The organism is Reyranella sp. (assembly GCF_965229815.1).
Taxonomy (GTDB): Bacteria; Pseudomonadota; Alphaproteobacteria; order Reyranellales; family Reyranellaceae; genus Reyranella.
Window position 1 is genome coordinate 114,189 of record NZ_CBDDJN010000002.1, and the last position, 16,001, is coordinate 130,189.

Annotated in this window: 13 protein-coding genes; 7 read left to right on the plus strand and 6 right to left on the minus strand. The window is 70.2% G+C overall.

Translation table 11 applies throughout. From position 1 onward, the window contains the following. Positions 1-33: 33 nt before the first annotated feature. Positions 34-1,062: an energy transducer TonB family protein gene (locus tag ACO073_RS00960; RefSeq protein WP_421994341.1), complete on the plus strand. Its 1,029-nt coding sequence runs from the start codon at positions 34-36 to the stop codon at positions 1,060-1,062. A gap of 146 nt (positions 1,063-1,208) precedes the next feature. On the opposite strand, the gene ACO073_RS00965 is transcribed toward ACO073_RS00960, so the two are convergent. The 5 genes from ACO073_RS00965 to ACO073_RS00985 form a co-directional block, all read right to left on the minus strand. After that, the gene (locus tag ACO073_RS00965) at positions 1,209-2,426 is read right to left on the minus strand and encodes a CaiB/BaiF CoA transferase family protein (protein ID WP_421994343.1); all 1,218 of its coding nucleotides are present in this window, start codon (positions 2,424-2,426) and stop codon (positions 1,209-1,211) included. 26 nt (positions 2,427-2,452) lie between these two features. Continuing rightward, entirely contained in the window at positions 2,453-3,199 is a 747-nt protein-coding gene (locus ACO073_RS00970) for an ABC transporter ATP-binding protein (protein WP_421994345.1), read from the minus strand. After that, entirely contained in the window at positions 3,180-4,982 is a 1,803-nt protein-coding gene (locus ACO073_RS00975; RefSeq protein WP_421994347.1) for an ABC transporter permease subunit, read from the minus strand. Before ACO073_RS00975 ends, ACO073_RS00970 begins: the two co-directional genes overlap by 20 nt. A 10-nt stretch (positions 4,983-4,992) precedes the next feature. Next, positions 4,993-5,856 (minus strand): branched-chain amino acid ABC transporter permease, encoded by an 864-nt coding sequence (locus ACO073_RS00980; RefSeq protein ID WP_421994349.1) that lies wholly within the window; start codon positions 5,854-5,856, stop codon positions 4,993-4,995. Positions 5,857-6,009: 153 nt separating this feature from the next. Then, entirely contained in the window at positions 6,010-7,209 is a 1,200-nt protein-coding gene (locus ACO073_RS00985; protein WP_421994351.1) for an ABC transporter substrate-binding protein, read from the minus strand. A 230-nt stretch (positions 7,210-7,439) separates the two neighbouring features. Here ACO073_RS00985 and fgd point away from each other — a divergent pair, with 230 nt between their 5' ends. The 6 genes from fgd (at position 7,440) to ACO073_RS01015 (ending at position 13,290) form a co-directional block, all read left to right on the plus strand. Next, entirely contained in the window at positions 7,440-8,444 is a 1,005-nt protein-coding gene (gene fgd, locus ACO073_RS00990) for a glucose-6-phosphate dehydrogenase (coenzyme-F420) (RefSeq protein ID WP_421994353.1), read from the plus strand. Beyond that, on the plus strand, positions 8,441-9,214 hold the full coding sequence (gene cofE / locus ACO073_RS00995) for a coenzyme F420-0:L-glutamate ligase (protein WP_421994355.1): 774 nt from the start codon (positions 8,441-8,443) through the stop codon (positions 9,212-9,214). The genes fgd and cofE overlap by 4 nt, the downstream gene beginning before the upstream one ends. Then, positions 9,211-10,143, plus strand: coding sequence for a 2-phospho-L-lactate transferase (cofD, locus tag ACO073_RS01000; RefSeq protein WP_421994357.1), 933 nt, complete (start codon positions 9,211-9,213; stop codon positions 10,141-10,143). Before cofE ends, cofD begins: the two co-directional genes overlap by 4 nt. Beyond that, a complete protein-coding gene (gene cofC, locus ACO073_RS01005; RefSeq protein WP_421994359.1) occupies positions 10,140-10,820 on the plus strand; it encodes a 2-phospho-L-lactate guanylyltransferase in 681 nt (226 codons plus the stop codon). The genes cofD and cofC overlap by 4 nt, the downstream gene beginning before the upstream one ends. A 52-nt stretch (positions 10,821-10,872) precedes the next feature. Continuing rightward, a complete protein-coding gene (locus tag ACO073_RS01010) occupies positions 10,873-12,072 on the plus strand; it encodes a pyridoxal-phosphate-dependent aminotransferase family protein (protein ID WP_421994361.1) in 1,200 nt (399 codons plus the stop codon). Between the two features lie 75 nt (positions 12,073-12,147). After that, positions 12,148-13,290: an acetamidase/formamidase family protein gene (locus ACO073_RS01015; RefSeq protein ID WP_421994363.1), complete on the plus strand. Its 1,143-nt coding sequence runs from the start codon at positions 12,148-12,150 to the stop codon at positions 13,288-13,290. Positions 13,291-13,614: 324 nt separating this feature from the next. Here the strand turns inward: ACO073_RS01015 and cofH are convergent, their stop codons facing one another. Beyond that, positions 13,615-15,939: a 5-amino-6-(D-ribitylamino)uracil--L-tyrosine 4-hydroxyphenyl transferase CofH gene (gene cofH, locus ACO073_RS01020; RefSeq protein WP_421994365.1), complete on the minus strand. Its 2,325-nt coding sequence runs from the start codon at positions 15,937-15,939 to the stop codon at positions 13,615-13,617. Between the last annotated feature and the right edge of the window lie 62 nt (positions 15,940-16,001).

Sequence of the window (16,001 nt, forward strand, 5' to 3'; positions counted from 1 at the left end):
GGCGACTCGCCACGCCGCATCGTAGAACGGAACGTGGCTCCCGCCGTCAGCGTCGCGTCCTCGCGGTACAACCGCATGTCGCCCGGGGCGATCGCGCTGGCGCTCGCCCTGCACGGGCTGGCGGCGCTCGTCCTGTGGTGGGTCACCCAGGACCGCAAGCCGCCGCCGGAAGAAGCCGCCATCGAGGTGACGATCGAGCAGCCCAAGCCGCCCGAACCTAAGCCGCCTCCCCCCAAGCCGCCGGAGCCCCCGCCCAAGCCGGCCGCCGAGAAGCCCCCGCCGCCGCCGACCCCCGTGCCGGTCGAGGGCCTGAAGCCGCCCGCGCCCATCGTCGCCGACAAGGCGACCCAGGTGCCGCCGTCCGGCGAGGCGCCCAAGGACGCCCGGCTCGCGCCACCACCGCCGCCGCTCTCCGATACGCTGCCGTCGCCAGAACCGGCGCCGACGCCGGCGGCCGCCGCGCCGCCCGCCGCCGCGCCAACCGAGCAGCCGCAGCCTCCGGTCGTCGAGCCGGAGAAGCCGGCGATGGCGCCACCGGGCCCGTCCGGCGAGCTGCCCAAGCCCGCGCCGCCGGCGGCACCCACTCCGCAGCAGCAGGCCCTGGCCGCGCCCCCCGCGCCCAAGCCGACACCGTCCCCGCCGCCGCAGCCGGTGCGGCCCCAGCACAAGCCCTCGCCGCTCACCATCGCGCCGCCCAACCGGCCGCCGGCCGGCAAGAAGTCGGAGAACCCATCGCCGTCTCCGTTCGTCAATCCCGCCGACGTCTACAATCGCGCCCGCGCGGCCGACAATTACCTGTGGCAGGTCGCCCGCAAGCTGCAGGGCTACCGCTACGAGGCGCGCGTGAACGCCAGCCACGGCACCACCGTGGTGCGGATCGTGATCGCCCGCGACGGGCGGCTGCTCAGCGTGGCGGTCGTGCGGTCGAGCGGGTATCCCGAGTTCGACAATGGCGTGCTGGCGGGCGTGCGATCGGGCTCGCCCTATTCGCCGCTGCCGCCCGACATCAAGGGCGAGAGCGCGAGCTTCGACCTGCCGCTGGTCTCGATCAACCGTCAGTGAGAGGCGATGACAAAAGCATGATGAGATTGGCTGGAAACAGCCAATCTCATCATGCCCTCCCGCATCCGACGACATTCGGGCGCGCGGATGAGACGAGGCGGGATCGCAAGCGATTCCATCTCATCCCGCTGTAGCGCGACGGACGGTCAGATGACCTTGCGCGCCTTGAAGTCGCTTATCGCGGCGGCGTCGTAGCCCAGCTCCGCGAGCACCGCCTCGTTGTGCTCGCCGAGCTCGGGGGCGATCCCGGGTCGCGCCGGCGTTTCGGAGAAGCGCCAGGGCGTGCCGTGGACCTTCAGCCGCTTGCCGTGCTTCGGATAGTCGACCTCCGTGACATGGCCGTTGGCCAGCACGTCGGGATCGTTCGAGGCCTCGAGCATGGTGTTGATCGGCGCCGACACGATGTCGGCGGCACGCAGCCGCGCCACCCAGTCGTCACGCGAGCCGGTGGCGAAGAGATCGTCGAGCAGGGCGAGAAGCTCGATCCGCTTGGCGTCGTTGTCGATGATGACGCCGAGATCCTCGAAGCCGGCCGCCTTGATGCGGTCGAGGAAGCCCAGCGCCGTCATCGAATCGTGCCAGTTGTCGGGACCGGTGAGCTGGAACACCAGCGGCTTGCCGTCGCGGTCGTTGAACGAGGCGCTGAGGCCCGGCCGCTCCGCCGTACCGGTGACGCGGGCCTGGCCGGTGACGGGATCCTTGTTGCGCCACATGGTCGTGGTGAAGGTCCAGCCCAGCAGCCGCACCAGCGAGCCCAGCAGCGACAGCTCGACCTTCTGGCCGACGCCGGTCGCGCGCGCGTGGATGAGCGCGGCCAGCGCGCCGCCGAAGGCCAGCATGGCCGTCGATTCGTCGGCCACCGAGGCGATGCCGGTGCGCATCTTCTGGCCCGGCGCGGAATAGGCCTCGGCGATGCCGCCCAGCGCCTGGGCCATCGAATCGGTCCCCGGCAGATGGCCGTTGGGTCCCTGCGTGCCGTAGCCCGAGATCGACACGTAGACGAGCTTCGGGTTGACCTTGCGCAGCTCCTCCCAGCCGAAGCCGTTCTTCTCGGCCGCGCCGGGCCGGAAGTTCTGGCCGAAGATGTCGGCGCGCTCGACCAGCCTGTGCAGGATGGCGCGGCCCTCCGGCGTCTTGAGGTTGAGGGTTACGCTCTTCACGCCGCGATTGTTGGTTTCGAAGAAGGTGCTGGGCATGCCCGGCAGGACGGTCATGCGGCGCGAGGGATCGCCGCCCTGGGGCGTCTCGATCTTGATCACGTCGGCGCCGAGATCGGCCATCAGCATGTAGGGCACGGTGCCGGCCTGGGCCGTCGAGCACGAGACGACCCTGACCCCGCTCAGGGGCCCCTGTGGCTGCGACATCCGAAGACCTCCCGGGAAGCGACGCGTCAGGACGCCAGCGGCGCGCTGACATCCTGCCCGAAGTAGGCGTGTTCCAGCCGGTTGGGCAAGTCGTCCTCGCTGGTCCGCGCCTCGAGCACGATGGTGCCGCGGGCCAGCGCATAGACGCGGTCGGCCAGCCCCAGCGCCTTCTCGATCAGCTGCTCGACCAGCAGCACGGCGGTGCCGGCGTCGCGCAACTGGGCGGCGGCGGCCAGCACGCGGTCGACCAGCACCGGCGACAGGCCGGCCGAGGGCTCGTCGAGCATCAGGAGGCGCGGCCGGCGCACCAGGCCCTGCGCCACCGCCAGCATCTGCTGCTGGCCGCCCGACAGGGTGACGGCGCGGTCGTGGCGCTTGGCGGCGATCTCGGGGAAGAAGGCGAGCGCTTCCTCCACCTGCGTCGCGAGTTCCGCCCGCCTCATGCCGTAGCCGGCCAGCATGACATTGTCCTGCACGCTGAGCTGGGTGAAGACGCGATGGCCTTCGACCACGTGCACCAGCCCGGCATTGACCGCCTCGCGCGGGTCGGCGCCGCTCATGTCGCGGCCGCCGAAGGTCACCGTCCCGGTGCGCGGCACGAGGCCGGAGATCGCCTTCAGGAGCGTGCTCTTGCCGGCACCGTTGGGGCCCAGCAGGGCGACGATCTCGCCGGCCCCGACCGTGAGGTCGATGCCGTTCAGCACGCCGATCTTGCCGTAGCCGGCCGACAGGCCGGCGATGGACAGCAGCGGTTCAGGCGCCGAGGTAGGCACTGACGACCTCCCTGTGCGAGCGGATTTCGTTCGGCGTGCCGGCCGCCAGCACCTTGCCGAGGTTGAGCACGGTCACCCGGTCGCAGATGTCGAAGATCAGGTCGGCATGGTGCTCGACCAGCAGGACGCCGGTGCCCTCGCGGCTGATCGCCTTGATGAGGTCGCCGAGGCGGCGGATCTCCTCGGCCGACAGGCCGGCCGCCGGCTCGTCGAGCATCAGGAAGGCCGGCCGCAGCATGAGCGCGCGGGCAATCTCCATGAAGCGCAGCTCGCTGTGCTGCAGCCGGTCGGCGCGCGCCTCGGCCAGCGAATCGAGGCCCACCGTGGCCAGCGCCTGCATCGCCGCCTCGCGCAGCATCCGCTCGTCGCGGCGATGGCGCGGCAGCGACAGCATCGCCTCGGTGAAGGTCGCATGGCCGTGCACCGTGCCGCCGATCATGACGTTCTCGATCACCGAGGCGGCGCCTACCAGGCGCGGCGTCTGGAAGGTGCGGGCGATGCCGCGGTCGGCCCGGATGTGCGGCTGGCCGAACGGCAGGCCGGCGCCGCCCAGCGTCAGCGTCCCGGAGGTCGGCGCGTAGTAGCCGGAGATGACGTTCAGCGTCGTGGTCTTGCCGCTGCCGTTGGGTCCGATCAGGCCGTGCACCTCACCGGACCGGATCTCGAGGTCGAGGCCGTCGATCGCCCGCACGCCGCCGAAGTGCAGGGCGATGTCCTTGAGGACGATCGCCCGATGGCCGTCGGTGCGATCGAGCACCCGCGGCAGCAGTTCGGCGCGCGGCACGATCTCGCGGTGCTGGGCGAGCGGCCGGCGGCTCTTGAAGTCGAGCAGGTCGGCGATGCCGCCTGGCATCAGCAGCACGATGGCCAGCAGGAGCGCGGCATAGAGGAAGGTCGACCACTGGACCAGGGGAGCGGCGAACTCGGGCAGCGCCGTCAGGATGATGGTGGCGAGCGCCGGGCCCAGGATCGAGCCGCGGCCGCCGATCAGGATGGCGATGAAGAACAGCACCGACATCTCGAAGGTGAAGGCCTCGGGCGTGATGTAGGACTGCAGGGAGGCGAACAGGCCGCCGGCCACGCCGCCCAGGGCGCCCGCCAGCAGGAAGATCAGGATCAGCAGGCGCGCCTTGGCGATCCCCGAGGCCTCGGCCGCGACCTCGGCGTCGCGGATCGCGACCAGCGCCCGCCCGTAGCGGCTCGAGCCGATGTTGGCCGTGATCCAGGTCGCGAGCGCCGCCAGGACGAAGCAGAAGTAGTAGAAGCCCCAGCCCGGCTCGAACGGCCACGGGAAGGTCGGGCCCGGCGTGCCGACGCCGCCGCCGGTGACGTCCTTCCAGGCCAGTGCCACCTGGGTGACGATGGTGGCGAAGCCGAGCGTGGTCATGGCGAAGTAGAAGGTGCGCAGCCTGAGCGCCGGCAGGCCGACGATCACGCCGAACACCGCGCCCATCAGGCCGCCCGCGATCAACGCCAGGTAGGGATTCCACTCCGGCCCGAGGCGGCCAGCCGCGAGCGCCGCCGTCGTGTAGGCGCCGAGCGTCAGCATCGACACCCAGCCGATCGCGATCTGGCCGGCATAGCCGACCACGAGGTTCAGCCCGGCCGACAGGACCCAGTAGATGTAGGCACGCTGGGCGATGATGCCGATGTAGGAATCGTCGAGCAGGGGCAGCAGGAGCCCGGCCAGGCCCAGCAGGATCCACGACAGGCTTCCCTCGAGCCGGCCGAGCCAGGACGAACTGGTGGCGCGCGACGCGCCGGCGGCGGTGAGTTCGGTCATGTCCCGCTCCTCACACGCGCCGTGCCGTCGCCGCGCCGGCCAGTCCCTCGGGACGCAGCAGCAGGACGACGATGAACACCGAGAACACCGCGACCGCCGCGAAGATGCCGCCGACCAGGAAGTTCGCCGCCTGCTGGAAGAGGCCGAGCGCCAGGCCGCCGACCACCGCGCCGCGGTTGGAACCCATGCCGCCCAGCGCCACCGGCACGAAGCCGTAGAAGTTCAGGATCGGCTGGTTGCCGAAGAAGGCGAGCAGCATCTGCGCGCCGGTGAAGCCGGCCAGCGTGCCGATGATGCCGGCGATGGCGAAGCTCGCCATCCTGAGCCGCGTCTCGGGCAGGCCGAGCGCCCGGGCGGCGTAGCTGTCCTCGGCGATGGCGAGGAAGGCGCGGCCGACCAGCGTCCGCCGGTAGAGGAACTCCAGGCCGGCGATGGTGACGATGCAGGCGAGCAGCGGCAGCCAGAACTTCTGGTCGAAGCCCAGGATCGAGCCTGCGCCGTCGGGGATGAGCTGCGGGAAGGGCTGCGCATCGGTGCCCCATTCGATCGCCGTCACCTGCTGGATCATCAGCGCGAAGGCGAGCGTCGACAGGACGTAGAGATGCTGCTCGATGCTCTTCAGCACCGGCCGCACGGTGACGATCTCGGTGATGATGCCGAGCAGGGCGCCGCAGGCCAGGACCAGCACGAAGCCCACGACCGCATTGATGCCGAGCTTGTCGATGAACAGCGCGCCCAGCACGCCCCCCAGCATGCCGAGCATGCCGGCGGTGAAGCTGAAGACGCGCGAGGCCGAGTACATCACGTTGTAGGTGATGCCGATCAGCGCGTAGACCGCCCCCACGGCGAGGCCGTAGGAGATGATGGACTGCAACACGGGACTAGACCTGCTTCTTTCTCCTCTCCCCCTCTTGGGGGAGAGGCAGGGTGAGGGGGCAGCGCACGTCGGCTCCCCCTCTCCCAGCCTCTCCCCCTGACGGGGGAGAGGAAGCTGAGCGACGAGGCTGCGCTCCCAGCCTGACCTGCACTACGAGTTGTAGCCCGGCGCGATGTTGAAGGCGCCGTCCCTGAGCGAGTTGACCTCGCACATGACCACATCCTCGTCGGGGAAGCCGTTGTGCTGCTCGGGGGTCCACGTCACGGTGCCGTAGATGCCCGGCCAGCCCTTCACCTTGTTGTTCCAGTAGGCGACGATGTCGGTGTTCTTCGGTCCCACCGCCTTCAGCGTATCGGCGAACATCATGGCGCCGTCCCAGCCCAGCGCGACCCACCACAGGAGCGTGTCGGCGACCTCGATCTTGTCCTTCTTCAATCGCTCGACATACTCCGCCGCCCGCGGCGGCAGCTTGCCGTTGACGTAGCAGCAGTTGCGGAAGTTGTTGGAATAGACCTTGTTCCAGTATTCCGGCTTCTCGAGCAGCGCCTTGGTCTGGCCCGATCCCAGCGTCGTCTGGCCGACGATCGGCACGTCCCAGCCCATGTTGCCGCGCGTGTTGCAGATGCGCGACAGGAAGCCGGCATTGACGCTCCACGGCATGATGGCCTGGGCGCCGGCGTTCTGCATGCGCAGGAGCTCGGGCTTGAGGTCTGGGTTCGCGGCGTCGACGTTGTTGGTGTAGACGACCTCCGCGCCCATCTCCTTGAGCATCGGCACGTAGGTGTTGGCCGAGGACGTGCCGTAGCCGGTCGTGTCGCTCACCACGGCGACCTTCTTCAGCTTCAGCACGTTGACGACATAGTGGTTGGCGCCCTTGCCGACCTGGGTGTTGGTCGGCGCCTGGCGGAAGGCCATCGGGTACTTCTTGACGTCGATCAGCGTGTCGACCCAGCACGGATGCAGCATCGGCACCTTGTCGCGGGCGATCAGCGGCGTGGCGGCCAGCGCCTCGCCGGAGTTGAGCGGTCCCCAGATCGCGGCAACTTTCTGCCGCTGGGTGAGCTCGGCCACGGCGTTCACCGCCTTGGTCGGGTCGCTCTGCGTGTCGCGGACGACCATCTCGATCTTGCGGCCGTTGATGCCGCCGGCCTTGTTGATGACATCGACCGCGAGCTCGGTGCCGCGCGTGATGCCGACGCCGGTCGAGGAGCTGGGACCGGTCAGGGCGGGCAGATAGCCGATCCGGATGGGTTCGCTGTTGGCGATGGCCGGAGCGGCAAGTCCCGATGTTAGCGATACCACACCCAGGCCGGCGGAGCCGGCCAACACTTGGCGACGCTTGAGCGACATGATGTTTCCTCCAGAATGCGAGCTGGCCTGTACGGCTCTGATTAGCTTCGTCGGGCGAACCCTATCGCCTCCCGAGGACGATGGTCAATGCGCGAGGTCTGCGGCATCACCTGTGAAATCGTCCCGTAATCCGGGACATCGGCCACGATGCTCGCGGCGGGATTGTGAGCGGAGGGGCGGTCCATTATGACTGCGCCCTGACCTCGCCACACAATTGGGGAAGCACCGCCGTGCTCAAGCTCGGATACAAGGCGTCCGCCGAACAGTTCGCTCCCGCCCAGCTGCTCGACTTCTCCTGTCGCGCCGAACGCGACGGCTTCGAATCGGTGTTCGTCAGCGACCACTTCCAGCCGTGGAAGCACATCGACGGCCACGCGCCCAACTCGATCGCCTGGCTGGGCGCGCTGGGCGCCCGCACCTCGAGCGCGATGATCGGCACCAGCGTGCTGACGCCGACCTTCCGCTACCATCCCTCGATCGTGGCCCAGGCCTTCGGCACGCTGGGCTCGATGTTCCCCGGCCGGGTGATCCTGGGCATCGGCACCGGCGAATCGCTGAACGAGGTGCCGTCGACCGGCCAGCCCTGGCCGGAGTTCAAGGAGCGCTTCGCGCGCCTGCGGGAGGCGGTCAACCTGATCCGCACCCTGTGGCGCGGCGAGCGCATCAGCTTCGAGGGCGAGTACTACAAGACCGAGAAGGCGACGATCTACGACCGGCCCGACGTCGAAGTGCCGATCTACGTCGCCGCGGCGGGCGCGCTGGTCGCCAAGTATGCCGGCCGCCAGGGCGACGGCTTCATCTGCACCAGCGGCAAGAAGCGGGAGCTCTACACCGAGACGCTGCTGCCCAAGGTCGCCGAGGGCATCGCCCTGGCCGGCGAGCGCAAGCAACCCTACGATCACATGATCGAGGTCAAGGTGTCCTACGACAGCGACCGCCAGCGGGCGCTCGAGGACACGCGCCACTGGGCGGCGCTGGCGCTGACGCCGGAGGAGAAGACCTCGGTCGAGGATCCCGTCGAGATGCAGCGCCTGGCCGATGCCCTGCCGCTGGAGCGCGCCGCCAGCCGCTGGATCGTCTCCAGCGATCCCGAGGAGATGGTCGAGAAGATCGGCTACTACGTGGGCCTCGGCTTCAACCATCTCGTGTTCCATGCGCCCGGCCCCGACCAGGACCGGTTCCTCGACCTGTTCGGCAAGGACGTGCTGCCGCGTCTGCGCAAGCGCTACGGATGAACCGGACGACGACGCTCGAGCTGGTGGCCCTCCCCGGCCTGCCGATGATCCAGCCGGGCGACGATCTGGCGGCACTGCTCGCCGAGGGCTACGGCCGCGCCGGCATCGAGCCGCGCGAGCATGACGTGCTGGCGCTGGCGCAGAAGATCGTGTCGAAGGCCGAGGGCCGCAGCGTCGCGCTGGCCGACGTGACGCCGGGCCCGCGCGCCGTCGCCCTGGCCGCCGAGGTCCAGAAGGATCCGCGGCTGGTCGAGCTGATCCTCTCGGAATCGGTGCGCGTCGTGCGCTCGCGCCCCAACGTGCTGATCGTCGAGCACCGGCTGGGCTTCGTCATGGCCAATGCCGGCATCGACCAGTCGAATGTCGGCCCGAACGACGGCACCGAACGCGCGCTGCTGCTGCCGGCCGATCCCGACGGCAGCGCCGAGCGGCTGCGCCGGCGGCTGGGCGAGCTGCTGGGCACGCCGCCGGCGGTGATCGTGACCGACAGTTTCGGCCGCGCCTGGCGGCGCGGCACCCAGGGCATCGCGATCGGCGCTGCCGGGCTGCCGGCCCTGCTCGACCTGCGCGGCAACCCCGACCTGTTCGGCCGCACCCTGCAGGTCAGCATCTCGGGCTTCGCCGACGAGATCGCCTCGGCCGCCTCGCTGGTCATGGGCCAGGGCGACGAGGCGCAGCCGGCCGTGCTGGTGCGCGGCCTCGCCTGGACGGCGCCGGCCAACCCGGCCGCCGAGCTCGTGCGTCCCGCGGCCGAGGACATGTTTCGATGAACCAGCGCACGGTCGTCGCCCTGTCGGGCGGCGTCGGCGGCGCCAAGCTGGCGCTCGGACTCACCCGGATCCTGCCGCCGGACGACCTGCTCGTGGTCGCCAACACCGGCGACGATTTCGAGCATCTCGGCCTCACCATCTGTCCCGACACCGACACGCTCACCTACGTCCTGGCCGGACTCGACAATACCGAGCAGGGCTGGGGCCGCCGCGACGAGACCTGGTCGTTCATGGACACGATCGGCACGCTGGGCGGCGCCGACTGGTTCCGCCTCGGCGACCGCGATCTCGCGCTGCACGTCGAGCGCACGCGCCGCCTGCGCGCCGGCGAGTCCCTGTCGCAGGTGACGCACGACATCACGCGCCGGCTCGGGATCGGCCCGCGCATCCTGCCGATGAGCGACGATCCGGTGCGCACCCGCGTGCGCTGCGACGAGGGCTGGATCGACTTCCAGGAATACTTCGTCCATCGCCAATGCCGGCCGGTGGTGCGCGAGCTCGCCTTCGAGGGCGCCGGCGTCGCCCGGCCGCAGCCCGAGGTGATGGCGGCGCTGGCGCCCGGCCGCGCGCGCGCCGTCGTGATCTGCCCGTCCAATCCGTTCATCAGCATCGAGCCGATCCTGGCCGTGCCCGGCCTGCGCGCGGCGATCGCCGCCAGTGGCGCGCCGGTCGTCGCGGTGTCGCCGATCGTCGGCGGCCGGGCCGTCAAGGGTCCGACCGCCAAGATGATGGAGGAGCTGGGTCTCGCCGTGAGCGCCGCCTCGGCCGCCGGCCGCTACGGAGACCTGCTGGACGGCTACATCGTCGACGAGGCCGACGGCGCGGGCATCTCGGTGGCGACGCGCGCGGCGCCGACGCTGATGAAGACGGTCGAGGACAAGGAGGCGCTGGCGCGCACGGTGCTCGACTTCGCCGATTCCCTGGCATGAGCAGCAAGGGCATCTGGGCGATCGTTCCGGTCAAGGAGCTGGAGGGCGCCAAGCAGCGCCTGGCGCCGCTTCTCTCGCCCGCCCAGCGGCGCGCCCTGATCGAGGTGATGATGGGCGAGGTCCTGGCGGCGGTGTGCGAGGCTCGGAGCCTGGCCGGCGTGCTGGTCGTCACCCTCGATCCGACGACGACGGCGCTGGCCGGGCGGCTCGGCGCGCGCGTCTCGACCGAGGGCGCGCGCGAGGGCCATACCGGCAGCGTCACGGCCGGGCTGCGGCTCCTCGCCCGCGAAGGCGTGCCGGGCATGATCACCCTGCCCGGCGACATTCCGGCGGTGACCCCGCAGGAGGTCGACCTGCTGGTCGCCGCCCATCTGCCGGCACCCGCCTTCACCATCTCGCCGGCCCACGACGATCTCGGCTCCAACGCGGTGATCTGCTCGCCGCCCGACGCCGTGCCGCTGCGCTTCGGCGAGAACAGCTACTTCCCGCACCTCGACGCGGCGCGGCGCTGCGGCATCGAGCCCACCGTGCTGCGCCAGCCGGGCATCGCCATGGACATCGACCATCCGGTCGACCTCGCCGCCTTCCTCCGCCTGCCGCAATCGGCCGGGACGCGGACGCGGGCCTTCCTCGAGGAGGCGGGGATCGCGCGGCTGCTGGCGGAGCGCTCGCCGTGAGCGCGGTTGTGTTAGTCTGGCCGACCCTCTCTTCGATGGAAGGAACTGCAGGATGAGCGTGCGGGCGGGACGAGAGTTTCTGGCCATTCCCGGGCCGACGACGATCCCCGACGAGGTGCTGCGCGCCATGCACCGGCCGGCCGTGGACATCTACTCCGGCCCGCTGCTCGCGCTGACCGACGGGCTGCTGCGCGACGTCGCCCGCGTCTTCCGGACGGCCGGCCGCGCCTACATCTACATCGCCAACGGCCACGGCGCCTGGGAGGCCAGCCTCACCAACGTGCTCTCGCGCGGCGACCGCATCCTGGTCCTGGAAAGCGGCCGCTTCGCCATCGGCTGGGGCGAGAGCGCCCGGCGCATGGGAGTCGAGGTCGAGGTGCTGAAGGGCGACATGCGCCGCGCCGTGCGGCCCGACGAGGTCGAGGCGCGGCTCAAGGCCGACCTCGCCGAAAAGCCGGCCGGCGGAACCTTCAAGGCGGTGCTGGTCGCCCAGATCGACACCGCCTCCGGCGTGGTCAACGACATCGAGGCGATCGGCAAGGCGATGCGCGCCGCCGGGCACGATGCGCTCCTGATGGTCGACACGGTGGCGTCGCTCGGCTGCATGCCCTTCGAGATGGACGCCTGGGGAGTCGACGTCGCCATGTCCGGCTCGCAGAAGGGCATGATGACGCCGCCCGGCCTCGGCTTCGTCGCCGCCAACGACCGCGCGCGCGAGCGCCATCGCAAGGCCGGCCTGCGCACGCCCTACTGGGACTGGACCGACCGCGAGGGCGACCAGCACTATCAGAAATATGCCGGCACGCCGCCCGAGCACCTGCTGTTCGGCCTGCGCCAGGCGCTCGACCTCCTGTTCGAGGAAGGGCTGGAGAATGCCTTCCGCCGGCACCGGCTGCTCGCCGAGGCGGTGCGCCGCGCCGTCGGCATCTGGGCCGAGGGCCAGGCGATCGGCTTCAACATCATCGAGCCGGCCGAGCGGTGCGACACGGTCACCGCCGTCCTGGCCAAGGGCTTCGATCCCGAGACGCTGCGCGCCTATTGCGACCGCAACTGCGGCGTCATCCTCGGCCACGGGATCGGCGAGCTCTCCGGCAAGGCCTTCCGCATCGCCCATATGGGCCATGTCAACGCACCGATGGTGCTGGGCCTGCTGGGCGTGATCGAGATGGCGCTCGAGGCGCTGCGCATCCCGCACGGCAAGGGCGGCGCGCAGGCTGGCATCGACTGGCTGGCGGAACAGGTGAAGGCCTAACGGCCGCGAACGCCAGCCCCGCGAGGGCGTGGCATCTCGATTGCATGGCCCTTCGTGGATTCCACGGAGGGCTGCATGGCGCACAACCACATCCACGTCGATCCCGCCCTGCCGCTCGTGCGGCAGGCCGACAAGGGTCACAACCGCTGGCATCCCGACATCGCACCGGCGGTGAAGATCGCCTCGGGCTCGTCGGTCGAGATGGAGACGCTCGACGGGCTCGATGGCCAGATCACCGCGCGCACGACGGCAGCCGATCTCGCCGGTGTCGAGATGGGCCGCATCCATCCGCTGACCGGCCCGGTGCATGTCGAGGGCGCCGAGCCCGGCGACCTGCTGGCGGTGAAGATCGAGAAGATCATCCCGGCCAGCCGCGGCTTCACCATGATCATGCCGGGCTTCGGCTTCCTGCGCGATCTCTTCGCCACGCCGTTCCTCGTGCACTGGGAGATGGAAGGCGGCTTCGCCGTGTCGCCGCAGCTTCCCGGCGTGCGCATCCCCGGCGCGCCGTTCATGGGCGTGATGGGCGTGGCGCCCTCGCACGCGCTCCTGCAGAAGATCACCGCCCGCGAGGCCGAGCTGCTGGGCCGCGGCGGCATGGTGATGCCGCCGGACGCGGCAGGCGCCGTGCCGACCGAGCCCGGCATCGCGTCGAAGGCGATGCGCACCATCGCGCCGCACGAGACCGGCGGCAATTTCGACATCAAGTCGCTGACCGAGGGCGCCACCCTCTACCTGCCGGTCCAGGTGCCGGGCGCGCTGTTCTCGGTCGGCGACGCGCATTTCGCGCAGGGCGACGGCGAATCCTGCGGCACCGCGGTCGAGACCTCGGCGACCTTCGTCGCCCGCTTCGACGTGCTGAAGGGCGAGGCGACGCGCCGACGCCAGAACGACCCGTCCTATGCCCTGCCCGGCCACGCCCATCACGGCGCGCCGGGCGTGCACGGCGCCCACGGCACGATGCCGAGCAAGGGCTACTACGCCACCACCGGCATGTCGCTGCGCGGCGACGGCGGCGCGGAGTCGGAGAACATCACGCTGGCCGCCCGCAACGCGCTGGTGAACATGATCGACTACATCGCCGACGCCTACAGCTTCTCGCGCGAGCAGGCCTACTGCCTCGCCAGCGTCGCCGTCGACCTGCGCATCAGCCAGGTCGTCGACGTGCCCAACATGACGGTCTCGGCCGTCCTGCCCCTCGACATCTTCGAACGGTAGAAGCAGCGAGAAACACCGTCATGTTCCTCTCCCCCTCGCGGGGGAGAGGAGCATGATTGCGAGATGCAAGAGTGCCTACGGATCAGCCCGGTCGGTGGCGTGTCTTCGAGTGGTAGAGGCAGCGAAAACTGTCATCCCGAGCGCAGCGAGGGACCTTTCCTGCGACCTTAGAGGTCCCTCGCTACGCTCGGGATGACAGCGTCATGTTCCTCTCCCCCGTTAGGGGGAGAGGCTAGGAGAGGGGGGCAACGACGGGTGCCTCCCCCCTCACCCAACCTCTCCCCCTCGCGGGGGAGAGGAGCATGATTGCGAGATGACCAAGCTCTAGGCCGCCACCCGCTTGCGGGGCGGGGTCAGGACGATCGGCGCCAGCTCGCCCGCGACAAACGACGCGGCGCGGCGGTCGTCGGGGACCTCGCCGTAGAGCGTGGTGCGCTGCTGCGGCGTGCGGCCGATCGAGCGGATCAGCTTCTCCATCTCGTCGGGCGGGAATTCCTGGCCGTGCTGCGTGCCGGCGGCGCGCGAGATGCTCTCGTTCATCAGCGTGCCACCGAGGTCGTTGGCGCCGGCGTTCAGGCAGATCGCGGCACCCGCCGGGCCCATCTTCACCCACGAGGTCTGGATGTTGGGAATGGCCGGGTGCAGCGCCAGCCGGGCGATCGAATGCATGATCACCGCCTCGCGGAAAGTCGGGCCTTTGCGCGCCAGGCCCTGGCGGTACATCGGCGCTTCCATGTGCACGAAGGGCAGCGGCACGAACTCGGTGAAGCCGCCGGTCTCGGCCTGCAGGTCGCGCAGCACCAGCAGATGCCGCGCCCAGGCGAGCGAGGTCTCGACATGGCCGTACATGATGGTCGAGGTCGTGCGCAGGCCCTGCCTGTGGGCGGCGCGCTGCACGTCCAGCCACTGGGAAGTGTTGATCTTGTCGGGGCAGATGACCGCCCGCACCTCGTCGTCGAGGATCTCGGCCGCCGTGCCCGGCAGCGTGCCGAGCCCGGCCTCCTTGAGGCCGGCCAGGAAGTCGGGGATCGACTCCTGCTTGGTCATCGCGCCCTGCGTCACCTCGAGCGGCGAGAAGGCATGGATGTGCATGCCCGGCACCGCCTGCTTGATCGCCCGGCAGATCGCCTCGTAGGTCTCGCCCGTATAGTCGGGATGGATACCGCCCTGCAGGCAGACCTCGGTGGCGCCGCGCTCCCACGCCTCGATGGCGCGCCGCGACACTTCCTCCAATGCGAGGTCGTAGGGCTTGCCGCGCAGGTCGTCATGCGTGCGCCCCTTGGAGAAGGCGCAGAACTTGCAGCGGAAGTAGCAGATGTTGGTGTAGTTGATGTTGCGGTTCACGACGTAGCGGATGACGTCGCCGCTCACCGCCTGGCGCAGCGCATCGGCCGCCTGCGTGACGTGGCGGTAGTCGGCGTCGCGTGCCGCGAACAGCCGCATGATCTCCGGCGGGTCGAGCCGCTGGCCGGCGGTGGCCCGGTCGACGATGCGCGCGACCTCGGGATCGACGGAAGACAGCAGCACCTGCGGCGCCGGCGGCGGCTCGGTGTTGCCGGGCGCCCAGTCGTCCTCGCGCGCCAGGCCCTCGGCATCGCTCATCCGCCGCACCTGGGTCGCCACCTCGGGCGCCAGCCAGGTCGCGGCCGCCCGCGCATAGGACGGATAGACCGCCAGCCGGTTCACCAGCACCTTGCCCATCTCGGCGCTGCGCCGCGCCAGCTCGTCGACCGCGGGCCACGGCGCCTCGGGATTGACGTGGTCGGGCGTCACCGGCGACACGCCGCCCCAGTCGTTCAGCCCCGCCCCGACCAGCTTCTGGTAGACGCCGGGCGACAGGTTGGGCGGCGCCTGCAGGTTCATGGCGGGACCGAGGATCAGGCGGGCCTGCGCGATGGTCCAGCAGAGCTCGTCGAGGTCGGGCTCGTCGGCGTCGGCCAGCTTGGTGTCGGCCTTGGCGCGGAAATTCTGGACGATCACTTCCTGGATATGGCCGTAGGTCTCATGCAGGTCGCGGATGGCGCGCAGCGCGTCGAGACGTTCCTCGCGCGTCTCGCCGATGCCGATCAGGATGCCGGTGGTGAACGGCACCTTGAGCTCGCCGGCGAGGCGAATCGTCTCCAGCCGCACCGCCGGGTGCTTGTCGGGCGAGCCGAAATGCACGCCGCCCTTCTCGCAGAGCCGCTCGCTGGTCGATTCCAGCATGATGCCCTGGCTGGCCGTGACCTCGCGCAACGCGGCGATCTCCTCGCGCGTCATGACGCCAGGATTGGCGTGCGGCAGCAGGCCGGTCTCGCGCAGCACCAGCGCGCACATCGCCGTCAGGTAGGCGATGGTCGAGTCGTAGCCCAGCGCGTCGAGCGCCTCGCGCGCCGCGCGGTAGCGCAGCTCGGGCTTGTCGCCGAGCGTGAACAGCGCCTCGGTGCAGCCGGCCGCCTTGCCGGCGCGGGCGATCGCCAGCACCTCGTCGGGCGACAGGTAAGCCGGCTGCGTCGCGTGCGGCGTCTCGGCGAAGGTGCAGTAGTGGCAGACGTCGCGGCAGAGCTTGGTCAGCGGGATGAACACCTTGCGCGAATAGGTGATCAGCCGGCCATGGCCCTGGTCGCGCAGATGCGCCGCATCCGCCATCAGCCCGGAAAGCTCCGACATGAGGATCCTCGAGAGAACGCTGGTGCCGTCACGATAGCGTCAATCAGGCCCGCCTGCATCGT

Coding starts and splice junctions, on each gene's coding strand:
- ACO073_RS00965 (WP_421994343.1), bottom strand. CDS start 2,426: ATGTCGCAGCCACAGGGGCCCCTGAGCGGGGTCAGGGTCGTCTCGTGC.
- ACO073_RS00975 (WP_421994347.1), bottom strand. CDS start 4,982: ATGACCGAACTCACCGCCGCCGGCGCGTCGCGCGCCACCAGTTCGTCC.
- ACO073_RS00985 (WP_421994351.1), bottom strand. CDS start 7,209: ATGTCGCTCAAGCGTCGCCAAGTGTTGGCCGGCTCCGCCGGCCTGGGT.
- cofE (WP_421994355.1), top strand. CDS start 8,441: ATGAACCGGACGACGACGCTCGAGCTGGTGGCCCTCCCCGGCCTGCCG.
- cofD (WP_421994357.1), top strand. CDS start 9,211: ATGAACCAGCGCACGGTCGTCGCCCTGTCGGGCGGCGTCGGCGGCGCC.
- cofC (WP_421994359.1), top strand. CDS start 10,140: ATGAGCAGCAAGGGCATCTGGGCGATCGTTCCGGTCAAGGAGCTGGAG.
- ACO073_RS01010 (WP_421994361.1), top strand. CDS start 10,873: ATGAGCGTGCGGGCGGGACGAGAGTTTCTGGCCATTCCCGGGCCGACG.
- ACO073_RS01015 (WP_421994363.1), top strand. CDS start 12,148: ATGGCGCACAACCACATCCACGTCGATCCCGCCCTGCCGCTCGTGCGG.
- cofH (WP_421994365.1), bottom strand. CDS start 15,939: ATGTCGGAGCTTTCCGGGCTGATGGCGGATGCGGCGCATCTGCGCGAC.